At 68.8% G+C, this 22334-nt stretch carries 23 protein-coding genes, 2 tRNA genes and 1 riboswitch; of the genes, 12 read left to right on the forward strand and 13 right to left on the reverse strand.

Features of this window, described 5'->3' with window-relative positions; all coding sequences use genetic code 11:
* The first annotated feature begins 29 nt into the window (after positions 1–29).
* Positions 30–130, forward strand: a riboswitch (TPP riboswitch).
* A 32-nt stretch (positions 131–162) separates the two neighbouring features.
* The 5 genes from ACIRCZ_RS02885 to ACIRCZ_RS02905 are packed head-to-tail and all read left to right on the forward strand — an operon-like array spanning position 163 to position 3988.
* Positions 163–789: an ECF transporter S component gene (locus tag ACIRCZ_RS02885; protein ID WP_055893274.1), complete on the forward strand. Its 627-nt coding sequence runs from the start codon at positions 163–165 to the stop codon at positions 787–789.
* Positions 790–803: 14 nt separating this feature from the next.
* Entirely contained in the window at positions 804–2339 is a 1536-nt protein-coding gene (locus ACIRCZ_RS02890; protein WP_402851628.1) for an ABC transporter ATP-binding protein, read from the forward strand.
* Entirely contained in the window at positions 2336–3115 is a 780-nt protein-coding gene (locus ACIRCZ_RS02895) for an energy-coupling factor transporter transmembrane component T family protein (RefSeq protein ID WP_402849440.1), read from the forward strand. Before ACIRCZ_RS02890 ends, ACIRCZ_RS02895 begins: the two co-directional genes overlap by 4 nt.
* Positions 3099–3725, forward strand: coding sequence for an ATP-binding protein (locus ACIRCZ_RS02900; protein ID WP_402849443.1), 627 nt, complete (start codon positions 3099–3101; stop codon positions 3723–3725). Before ACIRCZ_RS02895 ends, ACIRCZ_RS02900 begins: the two co-directional genes overlap by 17 nt.
* Complete coding sequence (locus ACIRCZ_RS02905; protein ID WP_055893279.1) at positions 3722–3988, forward strand: hypothetical protein; 267 nt, start codon at positions 3722–3724, stop codon at positions 3986–3988. Before ACIRCZ_RS02900 ends, ACIRCZ_RS02905 begins: the two co-directional genes overlap by 4 nt.
* A 49-nt stretch (positions 3989–4037) precedes the next feature.
* Here the strand turns inward: ACIRCZ_RS02905 and ACIRCZ_RS02910 are convergent, their stop codons facing one another.
* From ACIRCZ_RS02910 to ACIRCZ_RS02925, 4 genes are all read right to left on the reverse strand, one after another.
* A complete protein-coding gene (locus ACIRCZ_RS02910) occupies positions 4038–4319 on the reverse strand; it encodes a metallopeptidase family protein (protein ID WP_402851631.1) in 282 nt (93 codons plus the stop codon).
* 74 nt (positions 4320–4393) lie between these two features.
* Positions 4394–5452 carry a hypothetical protein gene (locus ACIRCZ_RS02915; protein WP_402849446.1) on the reverse strand — a complete coding sequence of 353 codons (1059 nt, stop codon included), beginning with the start codon at positions 5450–5452 and terminating at the stop codon, positions 4394–4396.
* 36 nt (positions 5453–5488) lie between these two features.
* On the reverse strand, positions 5489–6241 hold the full coding sequence (locus ACIRCZ_RS02920) for a hypothetical protein (RefSeq protein WP_402849449.1): 753 nt from the start codon (positions 6239–6241) through the stop codon (positions 5489–5491).
* Between the two features lie 333 nt (positions 6242–6574).
* Positions 6575–7849 carry an MFS transporter gene (locus ACIRCZ_RS02925; protein ID WP_402849452.1) on the reverse strand — a complete coding sequence of 425 codons (1275 nt, stop codon included), beginning with the start codon at positions 7847–7849 and terminating at the stop codon, positions 6575–6577.
* Between the two features lie 74 nt (positions 7850–7923).
* On the opposite strand from ACIRCZ_RS02925, the gene ACIRCZ_RS02930 reads away from it, so the two are divergent.
* A complete protein-coding gene (locus tag ACIRCZ_RS02930; protein WP_402849455.1) occupies positions 7924–8478 on the forward strand; it encodes an ArsR/SmtB family transcription factor in 555 nt (184 codons plus the stop codon).
* Between the two features lie 58 nt (positions 8479–8536).
* Here the strand turns inward: ACIRCZ_RS02930 and ACIRCZ_RS02935 are convergent, their stop codons facing one another.
* The 4 genes from ACIRCZ_RS02935 to ACIRCZ_RS02950 form a co-directional block, all read right to left on the reverse strand.
* The gene (locus tag ACIRCZ_RS02935; RefSeq protein WP_402849458.1) at positions 8537–10612 is read right to left on the reverse strand and encodes a glycosyl hydrolase family 28-related protein; all 2076 of its coding nucleotides are present in this window, start codon (positions 10610–10612) and stop codon (positions 8537–8539) included.
* Positions 10613–10802: 190 nt separating this feature from the next.
* Positions 10803–10878, reverse strand: a tRNA-His gene (locus ACIRCZ_RS02940).
* Positions 10879–10928: 50 nt separating this feature from the next.
* Positions 10929–11549, reverse strand: coding sequence for an oligoribonuclease (gene orn, locus ACIRCZ_RS02945; protein WP_055893298.1), 621 nt, complete (start codon positions 11547–11549; stop codon positions 10929–10931).
* 9 nt (positions 11550–11558) lie between these two features.
* Complete coding sequence (locus ACIRCZ_RS02950) at positions 11559–12359, reverse strand: SGNH/GDSL hydrolase family protein (RefSeq protein ID WP_402849462.1); 801 nt, start codon at positions 12357–12359, stop codon at positions 11559–11561.
* Between the two features lie 96 nt (positions 12360–12455).
* Here ACIRCZ_RS02950 and ACIRCZ_RS02955 point away from each other — a divergent pair, with 96 nt between their 5' ends.
* Positions 12456–12764 carry a thioredoxin domain-containing protein gene (locus ACIRCZ_RS02955; protein ID WP_402849464.1) on the forward strand — a complete coding sequence of 103 codons (309 nt, stop codon included), beginning with the start codon at positions 12456–12458 and terminating at the stop codon, positions 12762–12764.
* A 62-nt stretch (positions 12765–12826) separates the two neighbouring features.
* On the opposite strand, the gene ACIRCZ_RS02960 is transcribed toward ACIRCZ_RS02955, so the two are convergent.
* Both ACIRCZ_RS02960 and ACIRCZ_RS02965 read right to left on the reverse strand, forming a co-directional pair.
* Positions 12827–12899: transfer RNA gene (locus tag ACIRCZ_RS02960), tRNA-Arg, on the reverse strand.
* Between the two features lie 30 nt (positions 12900–12929).
* Positions 12930–14234 carry an MFS transporter gene (locus ACIRCZ_RS02965; protein ID WP_402851634.1) on the reverse strand — a complete coding sequence of 435 codons (1305 nt, stop codon included), beginning with the start codon at positions 14232–14234 and terminating at the stop codon, positions 12930–12932.
* Between the two features lie 159 nt (positions 14235–14393).
* On the opposite strand from ACIRCZ_RS02965, the gene ACIRCZ_RS02970 reads away from it, so the two are divergent.
* Complete coding sequence (locus ACIRCZ_RS02970) at positions 14394–15248, forward strand: LysR substrate-binding domain-containing protein (protein WP_055893310.1); 855 nt, start codon at positions 14394–14396, stop codon at positions 15246–15248.
* Between the two features lie 116 nt (positions 15249–15364).
* Here the strand turns inward: ACIRCZ_RS02970 and ACIRCZ_RS02975 are convergent, their stop codons facing one another.
* Entirely contained in the window at positions 15365–16582 is a 1218-nt protein-coding gene (locus ACIRCZ_RS02975; RefSeq protein WP_402849468.1) for a cation:proton antiporter, read from the reverse strand.
* A 75-nt stretch (positions 16583–16657) separates the two neighbouring features.
* On the opposite strand from ACIRCZ_RS02975, the gene nadE reads away from it, so the two are divergent.
* Positions 16658–17500 (forward strand): ammonia-dependent NAD(+) synthetase, encoded by an 843-nt coding sequence (gene nadE, locus ACIRCZ_RS02980; protein ID WP_055894419.1) that lies wholly within the window; start codon positions 16658–16660, stop codon positions 17498–17500.
* A gap of 98 nt (positions 17501–17598) precedes the next feature.
* Here nadE and ACIRCZ_RS02985 read toward each other — a convergent pair whose 3' ends face one another.
* Both ACIRCZ_RS02985 and ACIRCZ_RS02990 read right to left on the reverse strand, forming a co-directional pair.
* Positions 17599–18294, reverse strand: coding sequence for a hypothetical protein (locus ACIRCZ_RS02985; protein ID WP_402849472.1), 696 nt, complete (start codon positions 18292–18294; stop codon positions 17599–17601).
* 118 nt (positions 18295–18412) lie between these two features.
* Entirely contained in the window at positions 18413–19423 is a 1011-nt protein-coding gene (locus ACIRCZ_RS02990; RefSeq protein WP_402849475.1) for an aldo/keto reductase, read from the reverse strand.
* Positions 19424–19583: 160 nt separating this feature from the next.
* Here ACIRCZ_RS02990 and ACIRCZ_RS02995 point away from each other — a divergent pair, with 160 nt between their 5' ends.
* From ACIRCZ_RS02995 to ettA, 3 genes are all read left to right on the forward strand, one after another.
* On the forward strand, positions 19584–19973 hold the full coding sequence (locus ACIRCZ_RS02995) for a single-stranded DNA-binding protein (RefSeq protein WP_402849478.1): 390 nt from the start codon (positions 19584–19586) through the stop codon (positions 19971–19973).
* A gap of 74 nt (positions 19974–20047) precedes the next feature.
* A complete protein-coding gene (locus ACIRCZ_RS03000; protein ID WP_402849481.1) occupies positions 20048–20584 on the forward strand; it encodes a DUF6993 domain-containing protein in 537 nt (178 codons plus the stop codon).
* Between the two features lie 51 nt (positions 20585–20635).
* A complete protein-coding gene (ettA, locus tag ACIRCZ_RS03005) occupies positions 20636–22318 on the forward strand; it encodes an energy-dependent translational throttle protein EttA (RefSeq protein ID WP_055893330.1) in 1683 nt (560 codons plus the stop codon).
* Positions 22319–22334: the final 16 nt, after the last annotated feature.

Genomic DNA, 22334 nt, shown 5'->3' on the forward strand with positions numbered 1-22334 from the left:
AGTGCCAGACGCACTAGACTGAACGCGAACACGGGAGTCCGGTGAGCCGGGCTGAGAGGAAACTTCTCAAGTTTCGACCGTTGAACCTGATCTGGATCATGCCAGCGCAGGGAGACATCCTCGAATCCCGTGCCTCTTTCCACGAATGAAAGGGCACGAACAGTGCACGCAACCATCTCTCCGAGCACCACCACCGATCGCAGGGCTCGCGTCCTCCGCTGGCGGGTCGTCGACATCGTCGTCGCCAGTGTCGTCGCCGTCGCCGCGGGCGTCGTCTTCTGGGTGTGGGGTCAGCTCGACAACCCCATCTCCGGTCCGGTGAGCGCCGTGCTCCCCGGTTTCCAGGGCATCCTGAACGGCCCGTGGCTGTTCGCGGGCGTCCTCGGCGCGCTCATCGTCCGCAAGCCGGGCGCTGCCGTGTACACCGAGCTGGTGGCCGCGACGGTCTCCGCCCTGATCGGCACGCAGTGGGGCTTCGCCACGCTCATCTCCGGGCTGGTGCAGGGGCTCGGCGTCGAGATCGTCTTCGCCGCGTTCCTCTACGCCAACTGGCGGCTCCCCGTCGCACTGCTGGCCGGGGCTGGCGCCGGCATCGCCGAGTCGATCCTCGACCTCCTCTACTGGTACCCGGGCTCCAAACTCGGCTTCGTCGTCACATACACGATCACGACCACCATCTCGGGCATCGTCGTCGCCGGACTGCTGTCCTGGCTGCTCGTCCGCGCCATCGCCAAGACAGGCGCGCTCAGCCGGTTCGCGTCCGGACGCGAGGCGACAGGCAGGGTCTGATCATCGGACGCGCCATCGACGATGGTCGGCACGGACCGTCAGCCCCGGCCGCCGTTCGGGTCGACGACTGGGGCTGGCGCTACTCCGGGCGGAACGCCTGGGCCGTCCGCGGGCTGAGCCTGAGCATCCAGCCCGGCGAGCGCGTCCTGCTGCTCGGTGCCTCCGGCGCCGGCAAGAGCACGGTGCTCGCCGGACTGGCCGGTGTGCTCGGCGGCGACGACGACGGAGAGGCGACGGGCTCGCTGACCGTCGGCGGCCGACGACCGGTGGATGCGCGCGGCGCGAGCGGCCTGCTGCTGCAGGACCCTGACTCGCAGGTGATCCTCGCGCGGGTCGGCGACGATGTGGCGTTCGCCTGCGAGAACCTCGCCGTGCCCCGCGAGCAGATCTGGCCGCGGGTGCTGGACGCCCTCGACGCCGTCCGGTTGCGGGTACCGCTCGACCACCCCACCTGGCAGCTCTCCGGCGGGCAGAAGCAGCGGTTGGCGCTCGCTGGGCTGCTGGCGATGCGTCCAGGGCTGCTGCTGCTCGACGAGCCGACAGCGAACCTCGACCCGGAGGGGGTGATCGAGGTGCGCGAGGCCGTCGCGTCGGTGATCGCGGCCACGGGGGCGACGTTGATCGTGGTGGAGCATCGCGTCTCCGTCTGGCGCGGGCTGGTCGACAGGGTGATCGTGCTCGCCGCCGACGGCGGCGTCCTCGCGGACGGACCCCCGGATGCTGTGCTCGCCGACGCCTCGAACGAGCTGCGCCGAGCGGGCGTCTGGCTCCCGGACGAGCCGGTTCCCGTCGCGAGCGAGGTGGCCGTCGGCGCTCCTCTGCTGACAGCAGAGGCGCTGGCATTCGGCCGCGGCCCTGCCATCGCCCGCCGCGCGAAGCGGGGGAGCAGGCGGGCCGCTCGCTCCCAGGCACAGGATGCTGCCGCGCTGCCCGACCGGGTGGATGCGCGCATCCACGAGGGCTCTGCGCTCGCGCTGGTCGGTCGCAACGGCGCAGGCAAGTCGACGCTCGCGCTCACGCTCGGCGGGCTGCTTCCACCGCTCGGCGGCGTCCTCCGCGCCGAGCAGGCTCTCGCGGGCGACGCCGCATCAGAGCCGTCCGCGTGGCGCTCCAGGGATCTGCTCACGCGCGTCGGGAGCGTGTTCCAGAATCCGGAGCACCAGTTCGTCGCCTCGACGGTCAGGGACGAGCTCGCCATCGGGTTGCGCGCCATGCACGAGCCGAACGACGCGATCAGCGCTCGGGTGGACGAGCTGCTCGACCGGCTGGCGCTCGCGCCGTTCGCCGACGCGAACCCGTTCACCCTCTCCGGCGGCCAGAAGCGCCGTCTCTCCGTCGCGACAGCGCTGGCCACCAGGCCGACGCTGCTCGTGCTCGACGAACCGACCTTCGGGCAGGACGCCAACACCTGGGCGGGGCTGGTCGAGATGATCGCGGAGCTACGCGCGGACGGGCGCGCCGTCGTCGCCGCAACGCACGACGAGGAGTTCGTCACCGCCATCGGCGCAGGGCGCTTGCTGCTCGGCGCGTCGTCGGAGGTGGCGGCATGAGCATCATCGCCCCGGTGCGGCAGGGTCCGCTCGCCGCCCTCAACCCTGTCGCCAAGCTCGGTGCCGCCCTGATCGTGACCGTGGTGCTGCTGCTGTCGATCGACATCGTCTCGGCCGCCGTGGCGCTCGGCATCGAGCTGGTGCTGCTGTGCTTCTCGCGCATCCCGTGGCGGGTGCTGGTCGTGCGCACAGCGCCGATCTGGATCGCCGCTCCGCTCGCCGGGATCACGACGGTGCTGTACGGGCGAACCAGCGGCGTCGTCTACGTGCAGTGGATGTTCGTGGAGGTCAGCGACGGCTCCATCCAGCTCGCCGTCGCCACCACCCTCCGCATCCTGGCCATCGGTCTGCCCGCTGTGCTGCTGTTCATCACGATCGACCCGACCGACCTCGCGGACGGGCTCGCCCAGGTGCTGCGCCTGCCTGGGCGGTTCGTGCTCGGCGGGCTCGCCGGGCTGCGACTGGTCGGCCTGTTCGCCGACGACTGGAGGGCACTCACGCTGGCCCGCAGAGCGCGCGGCATCTCGGAGAGCGGTGCGCTGCGCAGGATGCTCGGTCAGGCGTTCGCCCTGTTCGTGCTGTCCATCCGGCGCGGCACGAAGCTCGCCACAGCGATGGAGGCCCGCGGGTTCGGCTCCTCCCGCACGCGCACCTGGGCGCGCCAGAGCGTGTTCAGGGGCAGGGACTGGGCGACGCTCGTGGTCGCGGCGACGGTGGCCGTCACGGCGGCGGGCGCGGCCATCGCAGCAGGGACGTGGCATGTCTTCGGCGCGTGAGGGGGAGCTGCGGCTGCGCGACGCCGTGCAGCGGGCGATCCGGGATGCGGCGGCTAGGCAGGCCGCGCCTGTCGTCCTCATCGACGGTCCGAGTGGGGCGGGCAAGAGCTCGCTCGCCGACGTGCTGGTCGCCGACTGGCCGGGAGACGCGACGCCGCGACTGGTGCGGATGGACGACCTCTACCCCGGCTGGGGAGGGCTGGATGCTGGAAGCGTCGCGGTCGGGTGGGACCTGCTGCGGCCGCTCCGCGCATCCGGTGCAGGACGCTGGCGGCAGTGGGACTGGACGGCCGATGCTCCGGCCGGGTGGCACACCGTCGACGGGCGTGCGCCGCTGATCGTCGAGGGATGCGGCACGCTGGCCATGGCCAATGTCGCGCTGGCCGACCTCGCGCTGTGGCTCGACGCCGACGACGCCCTCCGCAAGGAGCGCGCGCTCGCCCGCGACGGGCTCTCCTTCGTCACGCACTGGGACCAGTGGCAGCACGACTTCGAGCGCTACGTCGAGCGCGAACGGCCGAGGGACAACGCCTCACTGGTGCTCGACGTGACCGACTGGCCGCTCGACACAGCCCGACAGCGCGCTCTGAGGGCTAACGTTGGTACATGACCGCTGCAGAACAGACTGAGACCGAATACATCGTCGAGTACGTCGACGGCCCGCTGGCAGGCACGACGGAGCGGCGCCTCCTGATCGGCGGCAAGGTCGACGAGCGGATCGGCGCTGTCGCGGCGATCGAGGGCCTCGAGTCGCTGTTCTGGTACGTCGCGGGCGCCGAGCGCACGGTCGGCGGCGAGAAGTACGTCTCGTACTCCTTCGACGCCCCGGACAGCGACCCCGTCGAGACCGAGAAAGAGGAAGAGTCCCTCTAGGCCGCGCTGCGGATCCCGCTCGACGCTCGACGCTGGGCGGCTGCGGGGTCTACGCCCAGCCGAGCTCGTGCAGGCGGTCGTCGTCGATGCCGTAGAAGTGCGCGATCTCGTGCACCAGCGTCACGTGGATCTCGTCACGGAGCTCGTCGATGCTCTCGCTGATCGAGAGCAGTGGCTCGCGGTAGAGGATGATGCGGTCCGGCATCTCGCCGAAGCCGTAGCTGTCGCGCTCGGTGAGCGCCACGCCGTCGTAGAGGCCGAGCAGGTCGAGCGAGCCGTCCTCTGGCCGGTCCTCCACCACGAACACCACGTTGTCGAGCCCGTCGACCATCTCGTCCGGCAGTTCGTCGAGTTCGTGGGTGACCAGCGCCTCGAACGCGTCGGCGTCCAGGTGGATGGGCACGGTCACCAGGCCTGTGTCGTCGCGGCGTGCAGGTCGAGCAGCTCGGTGGTGCGCTCACTCGGGCCGCGGCCGAAGCCGCACTCGGTCGCGACGCCGAAGCGCGGCTGAACCGCGGTCGCAGCGGCGATCCTGCGCTCGGCGCCCTCGACGCCGTCCTCGTGGTGCAGCAGCCCGAGGTAGAGCTCCGTCTCCTCAGGAACGTCGACGGCGGCGAGCGGCGCGAAGAACGCGTCGTCGTCCCGCTCGATCGGCACGGGAAGGTGGAACCAGCTGATCGGGCGGGGCGCGGCGGCGAGGACGCCGGAGACCACGTCGGCCAGGTGGCCTGCGTCTGTCGGCTGCACGAAGTGCGCCTCCTCCACGTCTCCGTAGCAGAGGTGGTAGCCCACCTCGACGTCGGACGGCACAGCGGCCGCCTGTCGCACGGCACGCTCGACAACGCCGCCGAGCACATCGTCGAACCACGGGACGATGGCGTGGTGCGACCGGATGTTCGCGGACTCCAGCAGGGCGAACTCGACGGCCGTGTCCCACTGGATGGCGAGGCTGTCGTGCGGGATGCCGTCTGCGATCTGCTGCAGCTCGCCGAACAGGGCGCGCTCGTATGCCGGCTCGAACGCGGCGCGGTGCTCGGCCACGACGAATGCGCCGACGATGGCGGCGGGGGTGGGAAGGGACACCTGGAAACGGGTGCCCTCCGCGATCTCGCCGGCCGCGCGCATCCTGTCGAAGGTGGCGTACGACTCCAGAGCGGCGTCCGCGTAGCCGAGGCTCGGGAAGACGAGGTCGTCGGCGGACACTCCGTCGTCGATCACGAACGGGCGGCCGTCGAAGACGCCGCGGATGTAGAACGGCTCGACCGGGATGCGGGAGAGCCCCGTCATCGTGTCGAAGCGTTTCGTCTGGAACTGGATCCAGTAGAACCGTTCGCCGACCTCGCCATCCGGGATGCGGCGCATCCGGTCGCCGAGGTGGGTGCTGACGGTGCGGAAGACGCTCTCCGCGTCTGGCAGGTTGACGCTGCCGACGAGGTGGGCTCCCTGGATCGCTTGGGTGTTCACCCGCGCGAGTCTACCGGGAGCCCTCCTCGTTGCCGATCAGTACCAGTTGACGGACTGGGAGTGCGACCACGCGCTGCACGGCGTTCCGTACGAGCGGGAGATGTAGTCGAGTCCCCAGGCGATCTGGGTGGCGGCGTTGGACTGCCAGTCGGAACCGGCCGAGGCCATCTTGTTGCCGGGGAGCGCCTGCGGGATGCCCGTGGCGCCGCTGCCGGCGTTGTATGCCTGGTAGTTCCAGCCCGACTCCTTCTGCCACAGGTTGCTGAGGCAGCTGAACTGGTCGTCGCCCCAGCCGTGCTGGGCGAGCTGCGAGCGTGCGACGGACTTGGCGCCGTCGGGGGTGTTCGCGTTGGCGAGTGCTGCCGCCGCGGCCGCTGCGGCCTGACGGTCGGCCTCCGCTGCTGCCGCCGCGAGGGCGTCGGAGGCGGCCTTCGTGCTGTCGATGGTGCTGCGCAGCTTCGAGTCATCGAGCTTCTGGTAGCTGTCGAGTCCGGCGATGGCGGTCTTCGCGGCGGTCGGGTCCGCCTTGGCTGCGTATGCGGCGACGGTGCGGCTGGCGCCGACGATCGTGGTCTTCGCCTCGTCTTCGAGGCGGTTGCGCACGATGCTCTCGTAGACGCCGAGCTGTTCGTGGTGCATCCCCGTCGATTCGGAGAGTTCGCGGGTCTGCTTCTCGCTCTGCTGCTGGGCGAGCGTCGGGGCGAAGAGCGACGCCGTCATGAGAGCGGCGGTCACCCCGGTGACGATGTGGGTGAGCGAGATCGAGGATTTCTTGAGGGTGAAGAGCATCTGGTTCCTGTGTTCGGGCTTCCCCGACCGCATCCGGGCGCACCTGGGCGCCGGATGCACGGGCCGCGATCTCGGGAGGTCACGGCCCTGGGCGGGCTGACGACCGCGCGTGCACATGCGTGATCCACCGGTGACCGTGAGGTCTGATGGCGTGCGGCGTGCAGCGCGGGTGTGCCGCACGAAACGAAGGCGGGCATCCGAAACGATGGGGGTGGATGCGCAGCAGGCGTGCGACACGACGGCGTACAGTGCCGTCGACCCGACTACGTTAGGCGCTCAGTCTGGACGGTTCAGGCACGGAGCCTGGCAAAGTCGTGTGTGCGGAGGTGCCGGTCAGCGGCCGGCGGGGCCGGACGCGGCCTCCTCCGCCGCCTCGGCGCGGTGCGCTTGATCGGCCGCCTCGTCCGCCGCATCCATGCGCTTGTCGGTGACCCAGAGCATCCCGAGCAGCAGGCAGACGACCACGACGCCCATCGTGAGGAACACCGCAGGGAGGCCGAAGAACTGCGCGATCACGCCGCCGAGGGCGGCACCGAGCGGCATGGTTCCCCAGGCGACGAGGCGGTACGCGCTGTTGAGCCTGCCGAGCAGGCGGTGCGGGGTGATGCGCTGCCGCAGCGAGACGGTGATCACGTTCCAGATCGACACGGTGATGCCGCCGAGGAAGAACGCGGCGCCGATGATCACCGGGTTCGTCGTGAACGCGGGGGTGGCGACCGTGAGTACACTGCCGAGGATGGTGAGAGCGAGCGCTTTGGCGCGCCCGAGCCACCGTTCTGCACCCTCCGCGGCGAACGAGCCGAGGACGCTGCCGAGGGCGGAGGCGGTGAGCAGGAGGCCGTAGCCGGGGTCGGTGAGCTTCATCGCGGAGTTCGGTCCGACGGCGTAGAGCACCAGGACGGTGAAGGTGGCGCTCGACGCCAGGTTGAACACGCCGACCATGATCGCCAGGACGCGCAGGACCGTGTTGCTCCAGAGGAACCGCAGCCCTTCTGCGATGTCGGCGCGGATGGTCGTGGCTCCGGTGTGGCCGGTGCTGAACCGCCCGCGGACCAGCAGGAGCATCCCGATGGCGAGCACCCAGAGCAGGACGGGCGCACCGAACGCCACGGCGATGCCGGACGCGACCAGGAAGCCGCCGAGGGGAGGGCCGACGAACTGATTGGTGGTGAGCTCGGCCGCGTAGAGGCGGCCGTTGGCGCGGGAGAGCGCATCCCGGCTGACGAGCTGGGGGAGGATCGACTGCGAGGAGGTGTCGTAGATCGTCTCTGCGACGCCGACGAACAGGGCGATGGCGTAGAGCATCCAGATGGACCCCGCCCCGATGATCGCGACCACGACGAGCACGGACAGCAGGGCAGCGCGGGCCGTGTTCGCCCAGAGCATCAGGCGGCGGCGGTCGAACCGGTCGGCGAGCGCGCCTGCGGTGAGCGCGAAGAGCAGCCAGGGCAGGGTGAACGCGAAGCCGAGCCCGGCGATGAGCGCCGGTGACTCCGTGTAGCGGATCGCGACGAGCGGGAGGGCGACCTTCATGACGCCGTCGGCCAGGTTGGAGAGGGCGGACGAAGTCCACAGCTTCCAATACGGAGCGCCGAGCCGGATGGTCATGAATGTACGATCGCACATCGATTGAGAAAACTCAATCGATTCGAGAAAGCTGGATTCAGCGATAGACTGCGGGCATGAGCGAGAGCGAGACCGTACCCGGCGTGCACCCCGTCGACGCCAAGCGCCGCCCGGCGACCGCCAAGGAGGCGAAGGCGTTCGCGCATCCCCTCCGGGTGCGGATGGTGCGCCTCTGTGGGCAGTACGAACTCACGAACAAGCAGCTCGCCGACCGGCTGGGCGTCGACCCAGGCACCGCGCACTACCACGTGCGCCAGTTGGTGGATGCAGGCTTCCTCGAGCCGGCGCCGGTGCGCACGGGGGAGAGCGGGGCGCTGGAGAAGCCGTACCGCTCCACCGGCCGCAGCTGGTGGCTGTCGGATGCGCTCGACCTGTCGGACACGAGCGAGGGCTTCGCGCCCGTCGAGGCGTTCCAGCAGGAGCTCGCGGAGGCCGGCCCATCGTCGATCGCGACCTACGCGCGCTTCTCCCTGCACCTGTCTCCGGACGACGTGGCGGAGTTGGACCGCCGCATCGTCGCGGTGATCGACGACTACGTCGAGACCGACGACGAGCGACGCGACCTGCCGGTGCACGGCGGGATGTTCCTTCTGCACCGCTCCGCGGACTGAGCGCGCGACGGCGGCCCTGGATGCGCATCCAGGGCCGCCGTCGTCCGTTCGCCCTCCGTCAGCTCCAGGGCGACGGCGCCGGGGGCGCGACCACCGGAGGCCGGTCGTCGCAGGTGATCGTGTTCGGCAGTTCCCACGGCGCCAGCCACGGGCCGGTGGTGCCGCCGCCGTCGTTGCCGCCGAGGTCCGCGATCGAAAACTCCGACCCTGCGGGGGTGAAGTTGAACGACCCGCAGTTGTTCACTCCGACGGCGCCGACGTTTCGCGCATCCACGTTCTGGAACGACGCGCTGCCTGCGCTGCGCGCGCTGAGCACGGAGGTTCCCGTGCCGTCGACGCGGATGTCGCGGAAGTGCACATTCGTGATCGAGTACTGGTCTTTGACGGGGAAGTCGGTGACCAGCATGATCGCGTTGTACGTGTTGTCGAGGAAGTTGTCCCCGACCACCTGGATGTCCGCGTCGATATTGCGTTCGAGCGCGTAGAACCAGATGGCGCCGAGCCCGATGTTCCAGTTGAGCTCAAACGTGCCGGCGCGAACCGTCGTGTTGTTCGTGATCCAGAGGTGTCCGGTGAACGGCTCTGCCCCGAAGCGCGAGCCGACCTGGATCGCGCTACCCTCGCGGAGCGGGTCGGCGACGAGGTTGTTCGAGACCGTGTTGTCCGCGCCGCCGTAGATCGCGATCCCGTTGGCGAGGGTCGGGGTCTGGACGGTGTTGTGGTCGAACGTGTCGCCCGTGTCCGCCGTCTTCTCCGACCACATGGCGAGCCCGTCGTCCCCGGTGTTGCGGATGAGGTTGTTGCGCACCGTGGATGCGGTAACGCCGGTGTGGAAGTTGATCCCGTCGGCGATCTGGTCGGCGATCACGGAGTTCGTGATGCTGAGGTTGTGCATCGGGCCGTCGAGCCAGATGCCGACCTTGGTGTGGTGCAGGTAGAGACCGTCGATCGTGGAGTCGCTGAGCGCGCCGCCGATGGCGTTCACCTGGTCGATGTCGATGCGTTCGCGCACGTCGCCCTGCACGGTGAACCCGGACAGGTGCACGTTCGTCGAGCCGCCGGCCGACGCATCCTTGCCGTAGAAGCCGACGCCGGTGTGGGTGGAGCCGTCCGGCGCGGGCGTGGCGAGAGCGACCTCGTGGCCCGTGATGATCGTGTACCAGCTGCCTGCGCCCTCGATGGTGACGTCGTCCACGATGATGTGCCTGTTCACCTGGTAGGTTCCCGGCGGCACGTACACCTTCAGGTGCGCCTTCTTCGCGAAGGCGATCGCCTTGTCGAACGCGGCGGCGGAGTCGCGGCGGCCGAACGGGTCTGCGCCGAAGGCGAGCACGTTCGAGGCGATGAGCCTGACGTGCGGGGCTCCGACGAGCTGTGAGTCCAGCAGGTCGATCGTGGTGGTCGCGGCCGGCGTGCCTGCCGGCGCGGTGAGCCTGATCCGGTCGCCCGCCTTGTACGTGCGCCCGAGGAGCAGGCGCTGCTCGTCGTAGAAGTGCATCGGCCGGAACGGCTTCTGGACGACAGGGGAGGGCGTCGTGGCGCTCGGGACGCAGGCGCACTCGGTGATCCACCAGTCCGGATGCAGCAGGTCCGCGTTCGGGTCGTTGGTGAACGAATACTGGTTGTAGAGCCAGGAGTACTGCGAGGTGAGCGTCATCGTCTGCTTCGCGCCGCCGTTGACGGTGACGGCGAGCGGCGCGGTGATCCCGCCGCCGGTCGGGGCGTCGGGGATGCTGTACCGCACCGTGATCGCATTGGTCGCTGCGGGGAGGGTGAACTCGACGTACTGGCCGGGGGTGAGCGACACGGCGGAACGGCCGGACGCCTCCGCGGGGAGCGTGTACGCTGCGCGGTCGGGGCCGATGACCGTTCCGGTGGTGGATGCGTTCTCCGCCTCCTGCTCGGAGATGCCGAGATCGGCGCCGCGGCCGGCGCTGAGCGCAGGGGAGAGCGCGGCGCGCGTGACGGGGGTCGGAGCCGCAGGTGCGGTGGGTGCGGTCTGGGCTGCTGCCGGCGCGGTGAAGCCGACCAGGGAGGCGGCGATCGCGACGGCTGCGGCGGAGGCGAGCATGGTGAGTGGTGGGCGCATCCGGTGCGTGCGGGGCGTGCGGGATGCGGTGGAGGTGCTGGTCATCGTCGACGGTCCTCTCGTTGGATTTGCCCGACGATACGACCTGGCCGGTCGCCGTCACAAGAGAAACATGAGAATTGTCTGAGAAAAGTCGAGAACTTGCAGCAAGAGCGCAAACGGCCGCAATTCTTGCGTCGTGATGGGCGTAAACACGAAACCTCCGCGCTGAGGCGGAGGTTTCGTGTTTACTGCGTGGGGTGAGTAACGGGGCTTGAACCCGCGACCTCCTGGACCACAACCAGGCGCTCTACCAACTGAGCTATACCCACCATGTCTTCGTCCGGAACTCGGTCCCGATCAAAGCAACTCGACGATTCTATTACATCTGAGCCGCCCATTTTTCCACTACGCCCGCCGACACGCTTTGGACGTGCTCCGTGGTGGGTCCAGGTTCGCCCACAAAGGCGGCACGGCGGTAGTAATCGAGCTCCCGGATGGATTCGAGAATGTCGGCGAGCGCGCGGTGTCCGCCGTGCTTCTCGGGCGCGTTGAAGTAGATGCGTGGGTACCAGCGGCGGGAGAGCTCCTTGATGGAGGAGACGTCGACGCTGCGGTAGTGCAGGTGGTTGTCGAGGCGCGGCATGAACTTGGCGATGAACATCCGGTCGGTGCCGATCGTATTCCCGGCGAGCGGTGCCGTGCGCGCGGTCGGTGCGAACTTGAGGACGTACTCCAGCACCTCGTACTCGGCCTCGGCCAGGCTCTTGCCGCCGGGGATCTCCTCCAGCAGGCCGGAGGTGGTGTGCATGTCGCGGACGAAGTCGTTCATGTGTTCGAGCGCGGACGGGTCCGGCTTGATGACGATGCTGAGGCCGGGGTCGAGCACATTCAGTTCGAAATCGGTGATGACCACCGCGATCTCGACGAGTTCGTCGACCTCGAGGTCGAGTCCGGTCATTTCACAGTCGATCCAGACCAGACGATCCGAGGAATTTGCCATGCCGAAAGTCTAGTGCTGGCCTCCGACGGGCCGAGGCACCGGCCGTTTGGCCGGCATCCCGTCCCCGGCGGAGATGCGCCGCATCCGCCTGGCCGCCCAGGGGATGGCGTACACGCGCAGCCAGGTGCGCAGCGGGATCTCCTCCGGCGGAGGCGCCGGTTGCTCCGTCGCGGTGGTCGCCGCGGTCTCCGCGTACGGCACGCCGAGCGTGTGCGCAGCGTGCGCGGCGAGCAGTCGGTGGCCGCGCGCGCTGAGGTGCACGCGGTCGCTCGCCCACATGCTGTTGTCCTGGAACTCGCGGACGCCCCAGACGTCGAGCACGATCGCCTGGTGGTCGCGGGCGATGCTCCAGATGTTGGCGTTGAAGACGGCTGCGCGTCCGCGGAACGGTTTGAGGAAGAACGCGAACTGCGGGTCGAACAGGTTCGCGAGCAGCACCGTCGCGCCCGTGGCTCGCAGCGACCGGATGCCGCTGTCGAGCCGGGAGGCGAGCGCATCCGGGTCGGCGGCGGGGCTCATCAGGTCGTTGCCGCCGACCATCACGGAGACGAGGTCGGGGCCGAGGCGCAGCGCATCCGGCACCTGGTCGTCGACCACGTCGGCGATGCGTCGGCCGCGCACGGCGAGGTTGGCGAACTCGAACGGGTGGCCGGCGAGGCGGGCGTCGCCGTCGAGGATGGCGGCGAGGCGGTCCGCCCAGCCGATCCACCCGCTGGTGGGCGCAATGCCCTGCGGCGGCGGGGCGTCGCACAGGCCCTCGGTGATCGAATCCCCGAGGGCGACGTACCGGGTGAAAGCGGTTCGGCTCACCCTTCAGATTCTGCCGACCGTTCCCGGCCGGAACGCGACGACAGCGGTGGATGCGCGCGATGGTCTCCTGATGTTCCCCGGACGTACACTGAGATCGTGGATTCGACATCGCCCGTTGGCCGTCCCGTCATCGACGAGAAGGCCGTCCGGCTCACCCTGTACACCTCGGCGTTCTGCGAACCGTGCATGCAGACACGTGCGGTGCTCGCCGAGGCGGCGAGGCTGGTGCCGCAGGTGACGGTGACGGAGCTCGACGTCGCCCGCAACATGGAGAGCGCGGAAGCCGATCGCATCCGGGTGACGCCGACCGTGATCGTGAGCACGCCATCCGGGGATGAGGTCTTCCGCGCAGAGGGCGTGCCGACCTTGCAGCAGGTGCTCGTGGCTGCCGCCAAGGCGGTGTGAGCGGAACGGGAGCGCACCAGGCGCGACGAACCGTGAGGCTCCCGACGGGACGTGCACAGCGGTGCCCCCGGCAGGAATCGAACCTGCGACCAAGAGATTAGAAGGCTCCTGCTCTATCCGCTGAGCTACGGGGGCGTGGTTTCCACGATACCGTAGCCGCCTGGCTCAGAGCGTCGCGCCGCTTTTGCCCGCCCTGTTCACGATGGCGATGGTCGGGCGGCGTCCGCGGAGACCGAAGCGGAGCCGCAGGCTCGCGCTCCTGGCGATCAGCAGCGCGATCACGATGGCCGCGATCGTGGGGATGATGCCCGAGATCATCATGGCCGTGTGCGGACCGACCTCTTCCACGACCCACCCCATGAACGGGCCGCCGAGCGCCTGGCCGCCGAGCAGTACCAGGATGTAGAGCGAGATGACCCTGCCCCGGATCTGCACGTTCGACGACATCTGCACGAGCGAGTTCGCGGCCGTGATGAACAGGAGGTTGCCCACGCCGATCCCGATCAGGAGCACGCCGAACGCGATCTCCGACGGCGCGAAGCCCGCGAGCGCCTGCACGATGCCGAGGGCGGCCGCCGTGCCGACCACCATGCTGAGCCGCACGCTGGTGCGACGCGTGGAGGCGAGCGCTCCGACGAGCGCACCGGCGGCGACAAGCGCGTTGAACATCCCGTAGCCCTGCGCGCCGACGTCGAACACGTTGTTCGCGTATGCGGCGAGGAACACCGGCATGTTGAACGCGAACACGGCGAGGATCGCGACCATGACCACCGTCCAGAAGATCACCGGCTTGCGGCGCACGTACCGGATCCCCTCCGCGAGCTGCCCCTTGGCGCGGGGCACGGCGGGGGAGTGGTGGAGCTGGGAGCGGTTGAGCGAGAGGAGCGCTCCGACGACGGCGAGGCAGGCGACGGCGTTGATGACGAACGACCAGCCGCCGCCGACGGCGGTGATGAGGATGCCGCCGACCGCGGGACCGATCAGGCCCCCGAGCTGGAAGATCGAGGAGTTGAGGCTGATCGCGTTGCGGAGGTACATCGGCCCGACCAGCTCGTTCACGAAGACCTGGCGCGTCGGGTTGTCGACGACGGTGACGAGTCCGAGCAGGAACGAGATGAGGTAGACGTGCCACACCTGGGTCACCCCGGTGAGGGTGAGGGTCGCGAGGACTCCGGCGAGGATGGCGGCACAGGACTGGGTGACCACGAGGATCTTCTGCTTGTTGTACCTGTCGGCGATCACTCCGCCGTGCAGGCCGAGCACGAGCATCGGCATGAACTGCATGAACACGGTGACGCCCACCGCGGCGACGCTGCCGGAGAGCTGCAGCACCAGCCAGTCCATCGCGATACGCTGCATCCACACGGCCGTGTTGGCGACCAGGTTGCTCGCGGCGAACTTGCGATAGTTGGGGACTCTCAGCGAGACGAACGTCTCCCGCCACGGCGGGCGGGTGCTGAGGACGGGCATAGGGCCGGTTGGTGGGGCTGCTGCGGTGGAGTTGGCCACGTGTATTCCTGCGTATCGAGTTTCGTATGAGGTTTCTGCACCTTCGACGTTACGCAATCTGAGCTATTCTTGCTGCGAATTGAAGCTATAACTCCTATTGGATTACCGAATGGATGCGTGATGTTCGACCCCGTGCTCCTCCGCACCTTCCTCGCCGTGGCAGACACGCACAGCTTCACGAAGGCGGCCGCCAGGCTCGGCATCAGCCAGCCGACCGTGAGCCAGCACGTGCGCAGGCTGGAGTCGGCGGCCAAGCGGCAGCTGGTCGCCCGCGACACCCGGGATGTGCGCCTCACCGACAACGGGGATGCGATGGCGGGGTTCGCGCGGACCATCCTCGCCGCCCACGCCGAGGCCGATCGCTACTTCAGCGGCTCCGCGATGCGCGGGCGGCTGCGGTTCGGAGCGGCGGACGACCTGGCGATCACGACGCTCCCGCGCATCCTGCGGCACTTCCGGCAGCAGCACCCGCAGATCAACCTGGAGCTCACCGTCGACCAGTCCGGCCCGCTGCACAGGCGGCTGCAAGCGGGGCACCTCGACCTCATCTTCATCAAACAGAACCCCGGCACGACAGAGGGCACCGTGGTCGCGACGGACGAGCTGGTCTGGATGGGGCAGGAGAAGACGGTGCTCGAACCGGAGCAGCCGGTTCCGCTGATCGCCTATCAGGGGCCGAGCATCAGCCGTCAGATCACCATCGACGCGCTGGAGGCGGCTGGCCGCACCTGGCGGATCACCTGCAACACGCGCGAGGTCAACGGGGTGCTCGCCGCGGTGCGGGCCGGCATCGGGGTCGCGGTGTTCCCGCGCTCGCTCATCCCGACCGACCTCATCAAGGTCACCAACCGCTTCGCACTGCCCGACCTCGGCCACGTCGACTTCACGCTCCTCTCCAACCCCGCCGCCGCCCGCGAGCCCGTGGATGCGCTCACCACCGCCATCCTCGCCCGCGCCGTCACCCGCATCCCCTGACCCCTGGACCCCTGACCCCTGATCATCGAGTCCGGACTTATGCAGGCGACACGCCGGCGCGAGGCGTGAACAACTCCCGGCTCGATTGCTGCGAGAGGCGGGAGGCGGGAGGCGGGTCAGCCGACGATGGGGATGCGGTCGGGGTCGGCGGGGCGGATGCCGCCGTCCGTGGAGCGCTTGCGGAGCGCGAGCGCGATGATCGGGAAGGCGAGCACGGAGAGCATCCCCGCGCCGACGAGGGCGGTGGCCGTGCCCTTCTGCAGGTCGCCCTCCGCGAGACCGATGTTGGTCACGGCGACGATGATCGGCAGACCCGTGGCGCTGAACAGGGTCAGCGCGCTGCGGTCGGCGAACGTCGACCCTGCCGGCGCGGCGAGCGAGCCGGGCAGGCCGCGCACGATCAGCATCAGCAGGAGGAAGATCGGCAGCAGGAGCAGCGCGTGCGGGTCGGTCACGAGCGCCCGCAGGTCGAAGCCGATGCCCGTGTTGATGAAGAACACCGGCACGACGACGCCGAACGCCACCGCCTCCAGCTTCCCCTCCACGAGCTTCGCGTCCTCCTTCTTCGCCCCGGAGAGCAGCACGCGGCAGATCACCCCGGCGGCGAACGCGCCGAGCAGCATGTCGAGCCCGAGGGCGAGGCTCAGCCCCACCAGGGCGGCGATCACCATCACGATGAAGCGCACGGCGAACTGACCGCTGGTGTGCAGCGTCGCCCGCACCAGGCCGTGGAACCGCTCGTGCCCTCCGCGCGACGCGAACCACACCGCCGCCCCCGCGATCATGGCGAAGCCGATCAGCACCAGCGCGGCGGCGAGAGGCTTGCGTCCGCTCAGGAACAGCGAGATCGCCAGCAGCGGCCCGAACTCGCCGACAGCGCCGACCGCGGTCACGGCGCGGCCGAACGGGGTCCGCAGCTCGCCGGCATCCCGCAGCACCGGCATCAGCGTGCCGAGCGCCGTCGAGGTGAGCGCGATCCCGACGTAGACGCCGGCAGGCACAGTCGGCGACAGCACGATCCCGAGCACGACGCCCGCGACGAGCGAGATCAGCCAGCCGAGGGATGCGCGTTTGAGCGGCCGACCCTTGATCGACGCGAAGTCGATCTCGTTCCCCGCCATGAAGAACAGGAAGGCGAGCCCGAAGTTGGCGAACGAGTCCAGCGCATCCGATTTCGGCACCCAGCCGAGCACCGCGGGCCCGATGAGCAATCCGAGGACGATCTCGAACACCACGAGCGGGATCTTCGCGACCCTTCCGACCGCCGTCGCCAGCAACGACGCCAGCACAGCGAGGACCGGAACGAGGACGATGCTTGCGACGGCAGGCTCCATGCGCCGATGCTACTCGCGGCGCACCTTCGGCGGTCGTTCACACGGTCGAAACGCACCGGGGATATGGTGATGACCATGCGTGAACTCCAGGCCAGAATCATCGACGAACTGAACGTGAGCCCCACCATCGACCCAGCGGCCGAGGTCGAGAAACGGGTCGGCTTCCTCGTCGAATACCTGACGACGACCGGTGCGTCCGGTTTCGTCCTCGGCATCTCGGGCGGACAGGACTCGTCGCTCGCCGGACGGTTGAGCCAGCTCGCTGTCGAGCGGCTGGCCGAGCGCGGCGTCGACGCCGAGTTCATCGCCGTCCGCCTTCCGTACGCCGTGCAGCACGACGAGGACGATGCGCAGCTCGCTCTCTCGTTCATCAAGCCGCAGCGCACGGTGACGTTCAACATCCAGCGCGGCGTCGACGGCATCGAGGACGAATACCTGGATGCGATCGGCGACGACATGTCGGACTTCAACAAGGGCAACGTCAAGGCGCGCGCACGGATGGTCGCGCAGTACGCCATCGCGGGGCAGCGCAAGCTGCTCGTGGTCGGCACCGATCACGCGGCGGAGGCGGTGACCGGCTTCTTCACCAAGTACGGCGACGGCGGCACGGATGTGCTCCCGCTCTCCGGGCTCAGCAAGCGCCAGGGCCGAGCACTCCTCGAGCACTTGGATGCGCCGGCCCGCCTCTACACCAAGGCCCCCACCGCCGACCTCCTCGACCACAACCCGGGCCAGACCGACGAGGACAACCTCGGGCTCAGCTACGCCGACATCGACGCGTTCCTGGAGGGCGAGGACGTTCCGGACGAGGTCGCATCGGCGATCGAGGCGCGCTATCTCGCGACGGAGCACAAGCGCCGCGTGCCCGCCAGCATGTTCGACGAGTGGTGGCACCGGCGAGGCGACTACTCGCGCTGAGGACCGCTCAACGGCGAATGGTGCCGGATTGCCGCGTGCACAGTGTGCGTACGGCGGTCCGGCACCATTCGTTCGTCTGGATCAGACGCGGTGCTGGGTCAGACGGGCTGGTTGAGCTTCGACGTCGGAGCGGTGTCGGAGCCGACCGTGTCCGTGGCGTCTGATCTGTATGCCGGGTCCGTCGTGTATGCCGGGACGGGCGTGGCGGCGGCGGGGGACGCATCCACTGTGCCGGTGGTCGACGCAGGAACGAACTGCTCGTGGTGCTGCTGGGCGACCCACGCGTCCTGCTGCGCGATCAGCGTGCGGTCGGTGTCGGTGTTCTCGAACCGCCAGCGCTCCAGGTCGCCCTGGAAGATCTTGCGGGCGCGGCGCGGCTTGTTCTGCCACTCGATGAGGCGGTCGCGGAACTCCGCGATGGCCGGGTCGAGCTGGTAGCCGAACGTCGCAGACGCGCGCTTCATCTCGGCGAGCTGGTGTCCAGCCCAGTTCGCGGCGATGCCTGAGCCCTTGATCGGGAGGAGCCGAACCATGATGTCGGCCTGGCCGACGGCGCGGTCGGAGAGCACCTGCTCGCCCGGGGTGAGCGAGTTCCAGACGGAGGCCTCCGTCGCAGCGTCGACGAGCGCCGCGATGGCGGACGCCTTCTGCTGGCGGTCGGTGCGGGAGAGCAACCCTTTGACCGCGCTGCGCGCGATCCAGGCGCCCAGCAGTCCGGCAATGATCACGGCGACGGCGAGGACCGCCGCGTTGAAGACCACCGGCTGCGCGTCGGACGAAGTGAGCCAAGCCACGAAATCATTCCACCACTGCATGTCGTGATGTTAACCTCGACGGACTCTCATCTCCGGCACGCCGCTCCGGGTGTCGCGGACTCGTGACGAAGCCCGTGACCGCATCCAGCGCCCGCTGCTACTCGAGGTGTTCCGTGCCGTGCACCGCGAACGGTTCGATCCGCTCGATCTCGTCCGCACTGAGGGCGGGCGCTTCGAGTGCTGCCACGTTCTGCTCCAGCTGCCCGACACTGGATGCGCCGATCAGTGCGCTCGTGACGCCCGGCTGCCGCAGCACCCAGCTCAGGGCGAGCTGCGCGAGCGACTGGCCGCGGGAGGCGGCGATGTCGTTGAGCGCGCGGGCGCGTTCGAGGTAGACGGGACTGAGCTGCTTCTCCGAGAGGAAGTGGCTGGTCGCCGCGCGGGAGCCGGCAGGCACGGTGCCGTCCAGGTAGCGGTCGGTGAGCATCCCCTGGGCGAGCGGGGAGAACACGATGCTGCCGGCGCCGACCTGTTCCAGCGCGGGGAACAGGCCCTCCTCGATGTGCCTGTCGAACATCGAGTACCGCGGCTGGTGGATGAGGAGGGGCACGCCGTGGGCTGCGAGGGCGTCTGCCGCAGCGAGGGTCTGCTCCGGCGAGTAGTTGGAGATCCCGGCGTAGAGCGCCTTGCCGTGCTTCACGGCGGTGGCGAGGGCCCCCATCGTCTCCTCGATCGGGGTCTCGGGGTCTGGCCGGTGGGAGTAGAAGATGTCCACGTAGTCGAGGCCGAGGCGGCCGAGGCTCTGGTCGAGCGACGACAGCATGGATTTGCGGGAGCCCCACTCGCCGTACGGGCCGTTCCACATGAAGTACCCGGCCTTGGTGGAGATGACGATCTCGTCTCGGTACGGCGCCAGGTCTTCGCGCAGGATGCGCCCGAAGTTGGTCTCGGCCGAACCGGCCGGCGGACCGTAGTTGTTGGCGAGGTCGAAGTGGGTGATGCCCAGGTCGAACGCGCGCCTGACGATCGCGCGCTGCGTCTCGATCGCGCGCTCGTCGCCGAAGTTGTGCCAGAGCCCGAGGGACAGGGCGGGGAGTTTCAGTCCGCTGCGTCCGCTGCGGTTGTACGTCATCGTCTCGTAGCGGTTCTCCGCTGCTCCATAAGCCATGTCTTCATCGTAGGAGAACGCCGGGGTTGCTCCTGCACAGCTCTGCACAGGCGAGGATGCGCGGGACTTCTCCACAGATTCGGGACGCCCCAGCCAATGGGGTCACTCCCCGCCCAGACTCGAACCACCAACCGAGCCACCCTCGTCCATCAGGAGCAGCATGAACGACATCATCACGGTCAGCGGCGTCGTCGCGACCGATCCACGCCACCTCGTCACGGACGAGGGGCTCTCCGTCACGAGTTTCCGTCTCGTCACCTCGAGCATCGCCGACCAGGGGGACGCGCGTGCCAGACCCCGCACGAGTTCCAATTGGTACACGGTCACCGCATACCGCCAGCTCGCCTCCAACGTCGCAGGCTGTGTCAGCCGCGGCGATCCGCTCCTGGTGTCCGGCCGTCTGAGAGTGCGCGAATGGTCGGATGACGAGGAGGAGGGCGATTGCGGGGTCTGCGCGGAGATCGAAGCGGATGCCCTCGGTCACGACCTCGGCTGGGGCAGCGCGGCGTTCGTGCGGACGGTCGACGTTTCCTCAGCCACGGCTGCCTAGAATGAGAGATAACGATTTGAGCGCTGCCGTCAGGCAGCGGCCCGCCAGGGCCGACAGTCCAGCGACGGAGAGCGATGCCCCACCTGACCAGTCCCCACTCGGCCGGTCCACACGACATCCGGCGCGTCGGCACGCAGAGGCGGCTTCTCGGCTCTGCGGCGGGCGCCCTGCTCGTCGCCGGTGCCCTCGCCGGGTGCGTCGGCGGCACGCCGGCGCCCACCACCACCGCCCCGTCCGTGTCGCAGACCCCGACCTCCAGCGCACCCCCTGCCGCCGAGCCGGCCCTCGTTCCCGGTGGCACGGCGGAACAGAACCTGCCGTTCTTCGACAAGGTCAACAAGGCCACCCTTGCGGCCAACCCTGCCGCGAAGGGACGTGACTTCGTCGACGCGCTCGTCGCCGCCGGGTTCGACAAGTCGGCGATGCAGCTCACGGTCGACACCACCACGATCGGCCTGGCCGCCAACTCCATCCAGTTCTCGGTCAAGCTCGGCGACACCTGCCTGATCGGCCAGAACGGCGCGGACGCCGGCGGCTACAGCAGCATGACCACCCCGGTGCTCGGCAACGGCGGCTGCCTGATCGGCCAGACCCGCGCGATCGACTGGTAGCGGCGGGCGCCCTGCCCTCACCCTCGTCATCCTCCGAATAGACTGGACCTCATGGCCGAATACATTTACTCGATGGTGCGCGCCCGCAAAGCGGTCGGCGACAAACTGATCCTGGACGACGTCACGATGGCGTTCCTGCCCGGTGCGAAGATCGGTGTCGTCGGGCCGAACGGCGCCGGTAAGTCGACCATTCTCAAGATCATGGCGGGACTCGACACCCCGAGCAACGGTGAAGCGAAGCTCACCCCCGGTTACAGTGTCGGCATCCTGATGCAGGAACCCGTTCTCGACGAGAGCAAGACCGTGCTCGAGAACGTCCAGGAGGGCGTCGGAGAGATCAAGGCCAGCGTCGACAGGTTCAACGAGATCTCCGCACTGCTTGCCGACCCGGACGCCGACTTCGACACGCTGCTCGCCGAGATGGGCACCCTGCAGGAGCAGATCGACGCCGCGGACGCCTGGGACCTCGACTCGCAGCTCGAGCAGGCGATGGATGCGCTCCGCTGCCCGCCGGGCGACTGGCCGGTCAACACGCTCTCCGGCGGTGAGAAGCGCCGCGTCGCGCTCTGCAAGCTGCTCCTGCAGAAGCCGGACCTCCTGCTCCTCGACGAGCCGACCAACCACCTGGATGCGGAAAGCGTGCTCTGGCTGGAGCAGCACCTGGCGAAGTACCACGGTGCCGTCCTCGCCGTCACGCACGACCGGTACTTCCTCGACCACGTCGCCGAGTGGATCGCCGAGGTCGACCGCGGCCACCTGTACCCGTACGAGGGCAACTACTCCACCTACCTGGAGAAGAAGCGCGAACGTCTCGAGGTCGCAGGAAAGAAGGATGCGAAGCTCGCCAAGCGCCTGTCAGAAGAGCTCGACTGGGTGCGCAGCAACGCCAAGGGCCGTCAGGCCAAGTCCAAGGCCCGTCTCGCCCGTTACGAGGAGATGGCAGCGGAGGCGGAGCGCACCAGGAAGCTCGACTTCGAGGAGATCCAGATTCCACCGGGGCCGCGCCTCGGCCAGGTCGTCATCGACGCGAAGAACCTGGAGAAGGGGTTCGGGGAGCGCAAGCTCATCGACGGGCTCACCTTCACGCTCCCGCGCAACGGCATCGTGGGCGTCATCGGCCCGAACGGCGTCGGCAAGACCACGCTGTTCAAGACGATCGTCGGTCTCGAACCGCTCGACGGCGGCGACCTGAAGATCGGCGAGACGGTCCAGATCTCCTACGTCGACCAGTCGCGTGGCGGCATCGACCCGAACAAGACGCTCTGGGAGGTCGTGTCGGACGGGCTCGACTACATCCAGGTCGGCAAGACCGAGGTGCCGTCGCGTGCGTACGTGTCCACCTTCGGTTTCAAGGGTCCTGACCAGCAGAAGAAGGCCGGCGTGCTCTCCGGTGGTGAGCGCAACAGGCTCAACCTGGCGCTGACGCTCAAGCAGGGCGGCAACCTGCTGCTCCTCGACGAACCGACCAACGACCTCGACGTCGAAACCCTGTCGAGCCTGGAGAACGCGCTGCTCGAGTTCCCCGGCTGTGCCGTGGTCATCACGCACGACCGGTGGTTCCTCGACCGCATCGCCACGCACATCCTCGCCTACGAAGGCACGGAGGAGGACCCGGCGAACTGGTACTGGTTCGAGGGCAACTTCGAGGCGTACGAGGAGAACAAGATCCAGCGCCTCGGGCCGGACGCCGCCAAGCCGCACCGTTCCGCGTACCGCAAGCTCACGCGCGACTGACCCGTTCGATCAGCGC

This window comes from Leifsonia sp. NPDC102414 (assembly GCF_044765685.1).
Taxonomy (GTDB): Bacteria; Actinomycetota; Actinomycetes; order Actinomycetales; family Microbacteriaceae; genus Leifsonia.

Excerpts from the sequence above, each read along its gene's own strand:
- ACIRCZ_RS02895 (WP_402849440.1), top strand. The coding sequence starts at position 2,336 with ATGAGCATCATCGCCCCGGTGCGGCAGGGTCCGCTCGCCGCCCTCAAC.
- ACIRCZ_RS02900 (WP_402849443.1), top strand. The coding sequence starts at position 3,099 with ATGTCTTCGGCGCGTGAGGGGGAGCTGCGGCTGCGCGACGCCGTGCAG.
- ACIRCZ_RS02905 (WP_055893279.1), top strand. The coding sequence starts at position 3,722 with ATGACCGCTGCAGAACAGACTGAGACCGAATACATCGTCGAGTACGTC.
- ACIRCZ_RS02910 (WP_402851631.1), bottom strand. The coding sequence starts at position 4,319 with ATGGTCGACGGGCTCGACAACGTGGTGTTCGTGGTGGAGGACCGGCCA.
- ACIRCZ_RS02920 (WP_402849449.1), bottom strand. The coding sequence starts at position 6,241 with ATGCTCTTCACCCTCAAGAAATCCTCGATCTCGCTCACCCACATCGTC.
- ACIRCZ_RS02925 (WP_402849452.1), bottom strand. The coding sequence starts at position 7,849 with ATGACCATCCGGCTCGGCGCTCCGTATTGGAAGCTGTGGACTTCGTCC.
- ACIRCZ_RS02930 (WP_402849455.1), top strand. The coding sequence starts at position 7,924 with ATGAGCGAGAGCGAGACCGTACCCGGCGTGCACCCCGTCGACGCCAAG.
- ACIRCZ_RS02935 (WP_402849458.1), bottom strand. The coding sequence starts at position 10,612 with ATGACCAGCACCTCCACCGCATCCCGCACGCCCCGCACGCACCGGATG.
- orn (WP_055893298.1), bottom strand. The coding sequence starts at position 11,549 with ATGGCAAATTCCTCGGATCGTCTGGTCTGGATCGACTGTGAAATGACC.
- ACIRCZ_RS02965 (WP_402851634.1), bottom strand. The coding sequence starts at position 14,234 with ATGCCCGTCCTCAGCACCCGCCCGCCGTGGCGGGAGACGTTCGTCTCG.
- ACIRCZ_RS02970 (WP_055893310.1), top strand. The coding sequence starts at position 14,394 with ATGTTCGACCCCGTGCTCCTCCGCACCTTCCTCGCCGTGGCAGACACG.
- ACIRCZ_RS02975 (WP_402849468.1), bottom strand. The coding sequence starts at position 16,582 with ATGGAGCCTGCCGTCGCAAGCATCGTCCTCGTTCCGGTCCTCGCTGTG.
- nadE (WP_055894419.1), top strand. The coding sequence starts at position 16,658 with ATGCGTGAACTCCAGGCCAGAATCATCGACGAACTGAACGTGAGCCCC.
- ACIRCZ_RS02990 (WP_402849475.1), bottom strand. The coding sequence starts at position 19,423 with ATGGCTTATGGAGCAGCGGAGAACCGCTACGAGACGATGACGTACAAC.
- ACIRCZ_RS02995 (WP_402849478.1), top strand. The coding sequence starts at position 19,584 with ATGAACGACATCATCACGGTCAGCGGCGTCGTCGCGACCGATCCACGC.
- ACIRCZ_RS03000 (WP_402849481.1), top strand. The coding sequence starts at position 20,048 with ATGCCCCACCTGACCAGTCCCCACTCGGCCGGTCCACACGACATCCGG.
- ettA (WP_055893330.1), top strand. The coding sequence starts at position 20,636 with ATGGCCGAATACATTTACTCGATGGTGCGCGCCCGCAAAGCGGTCGGC.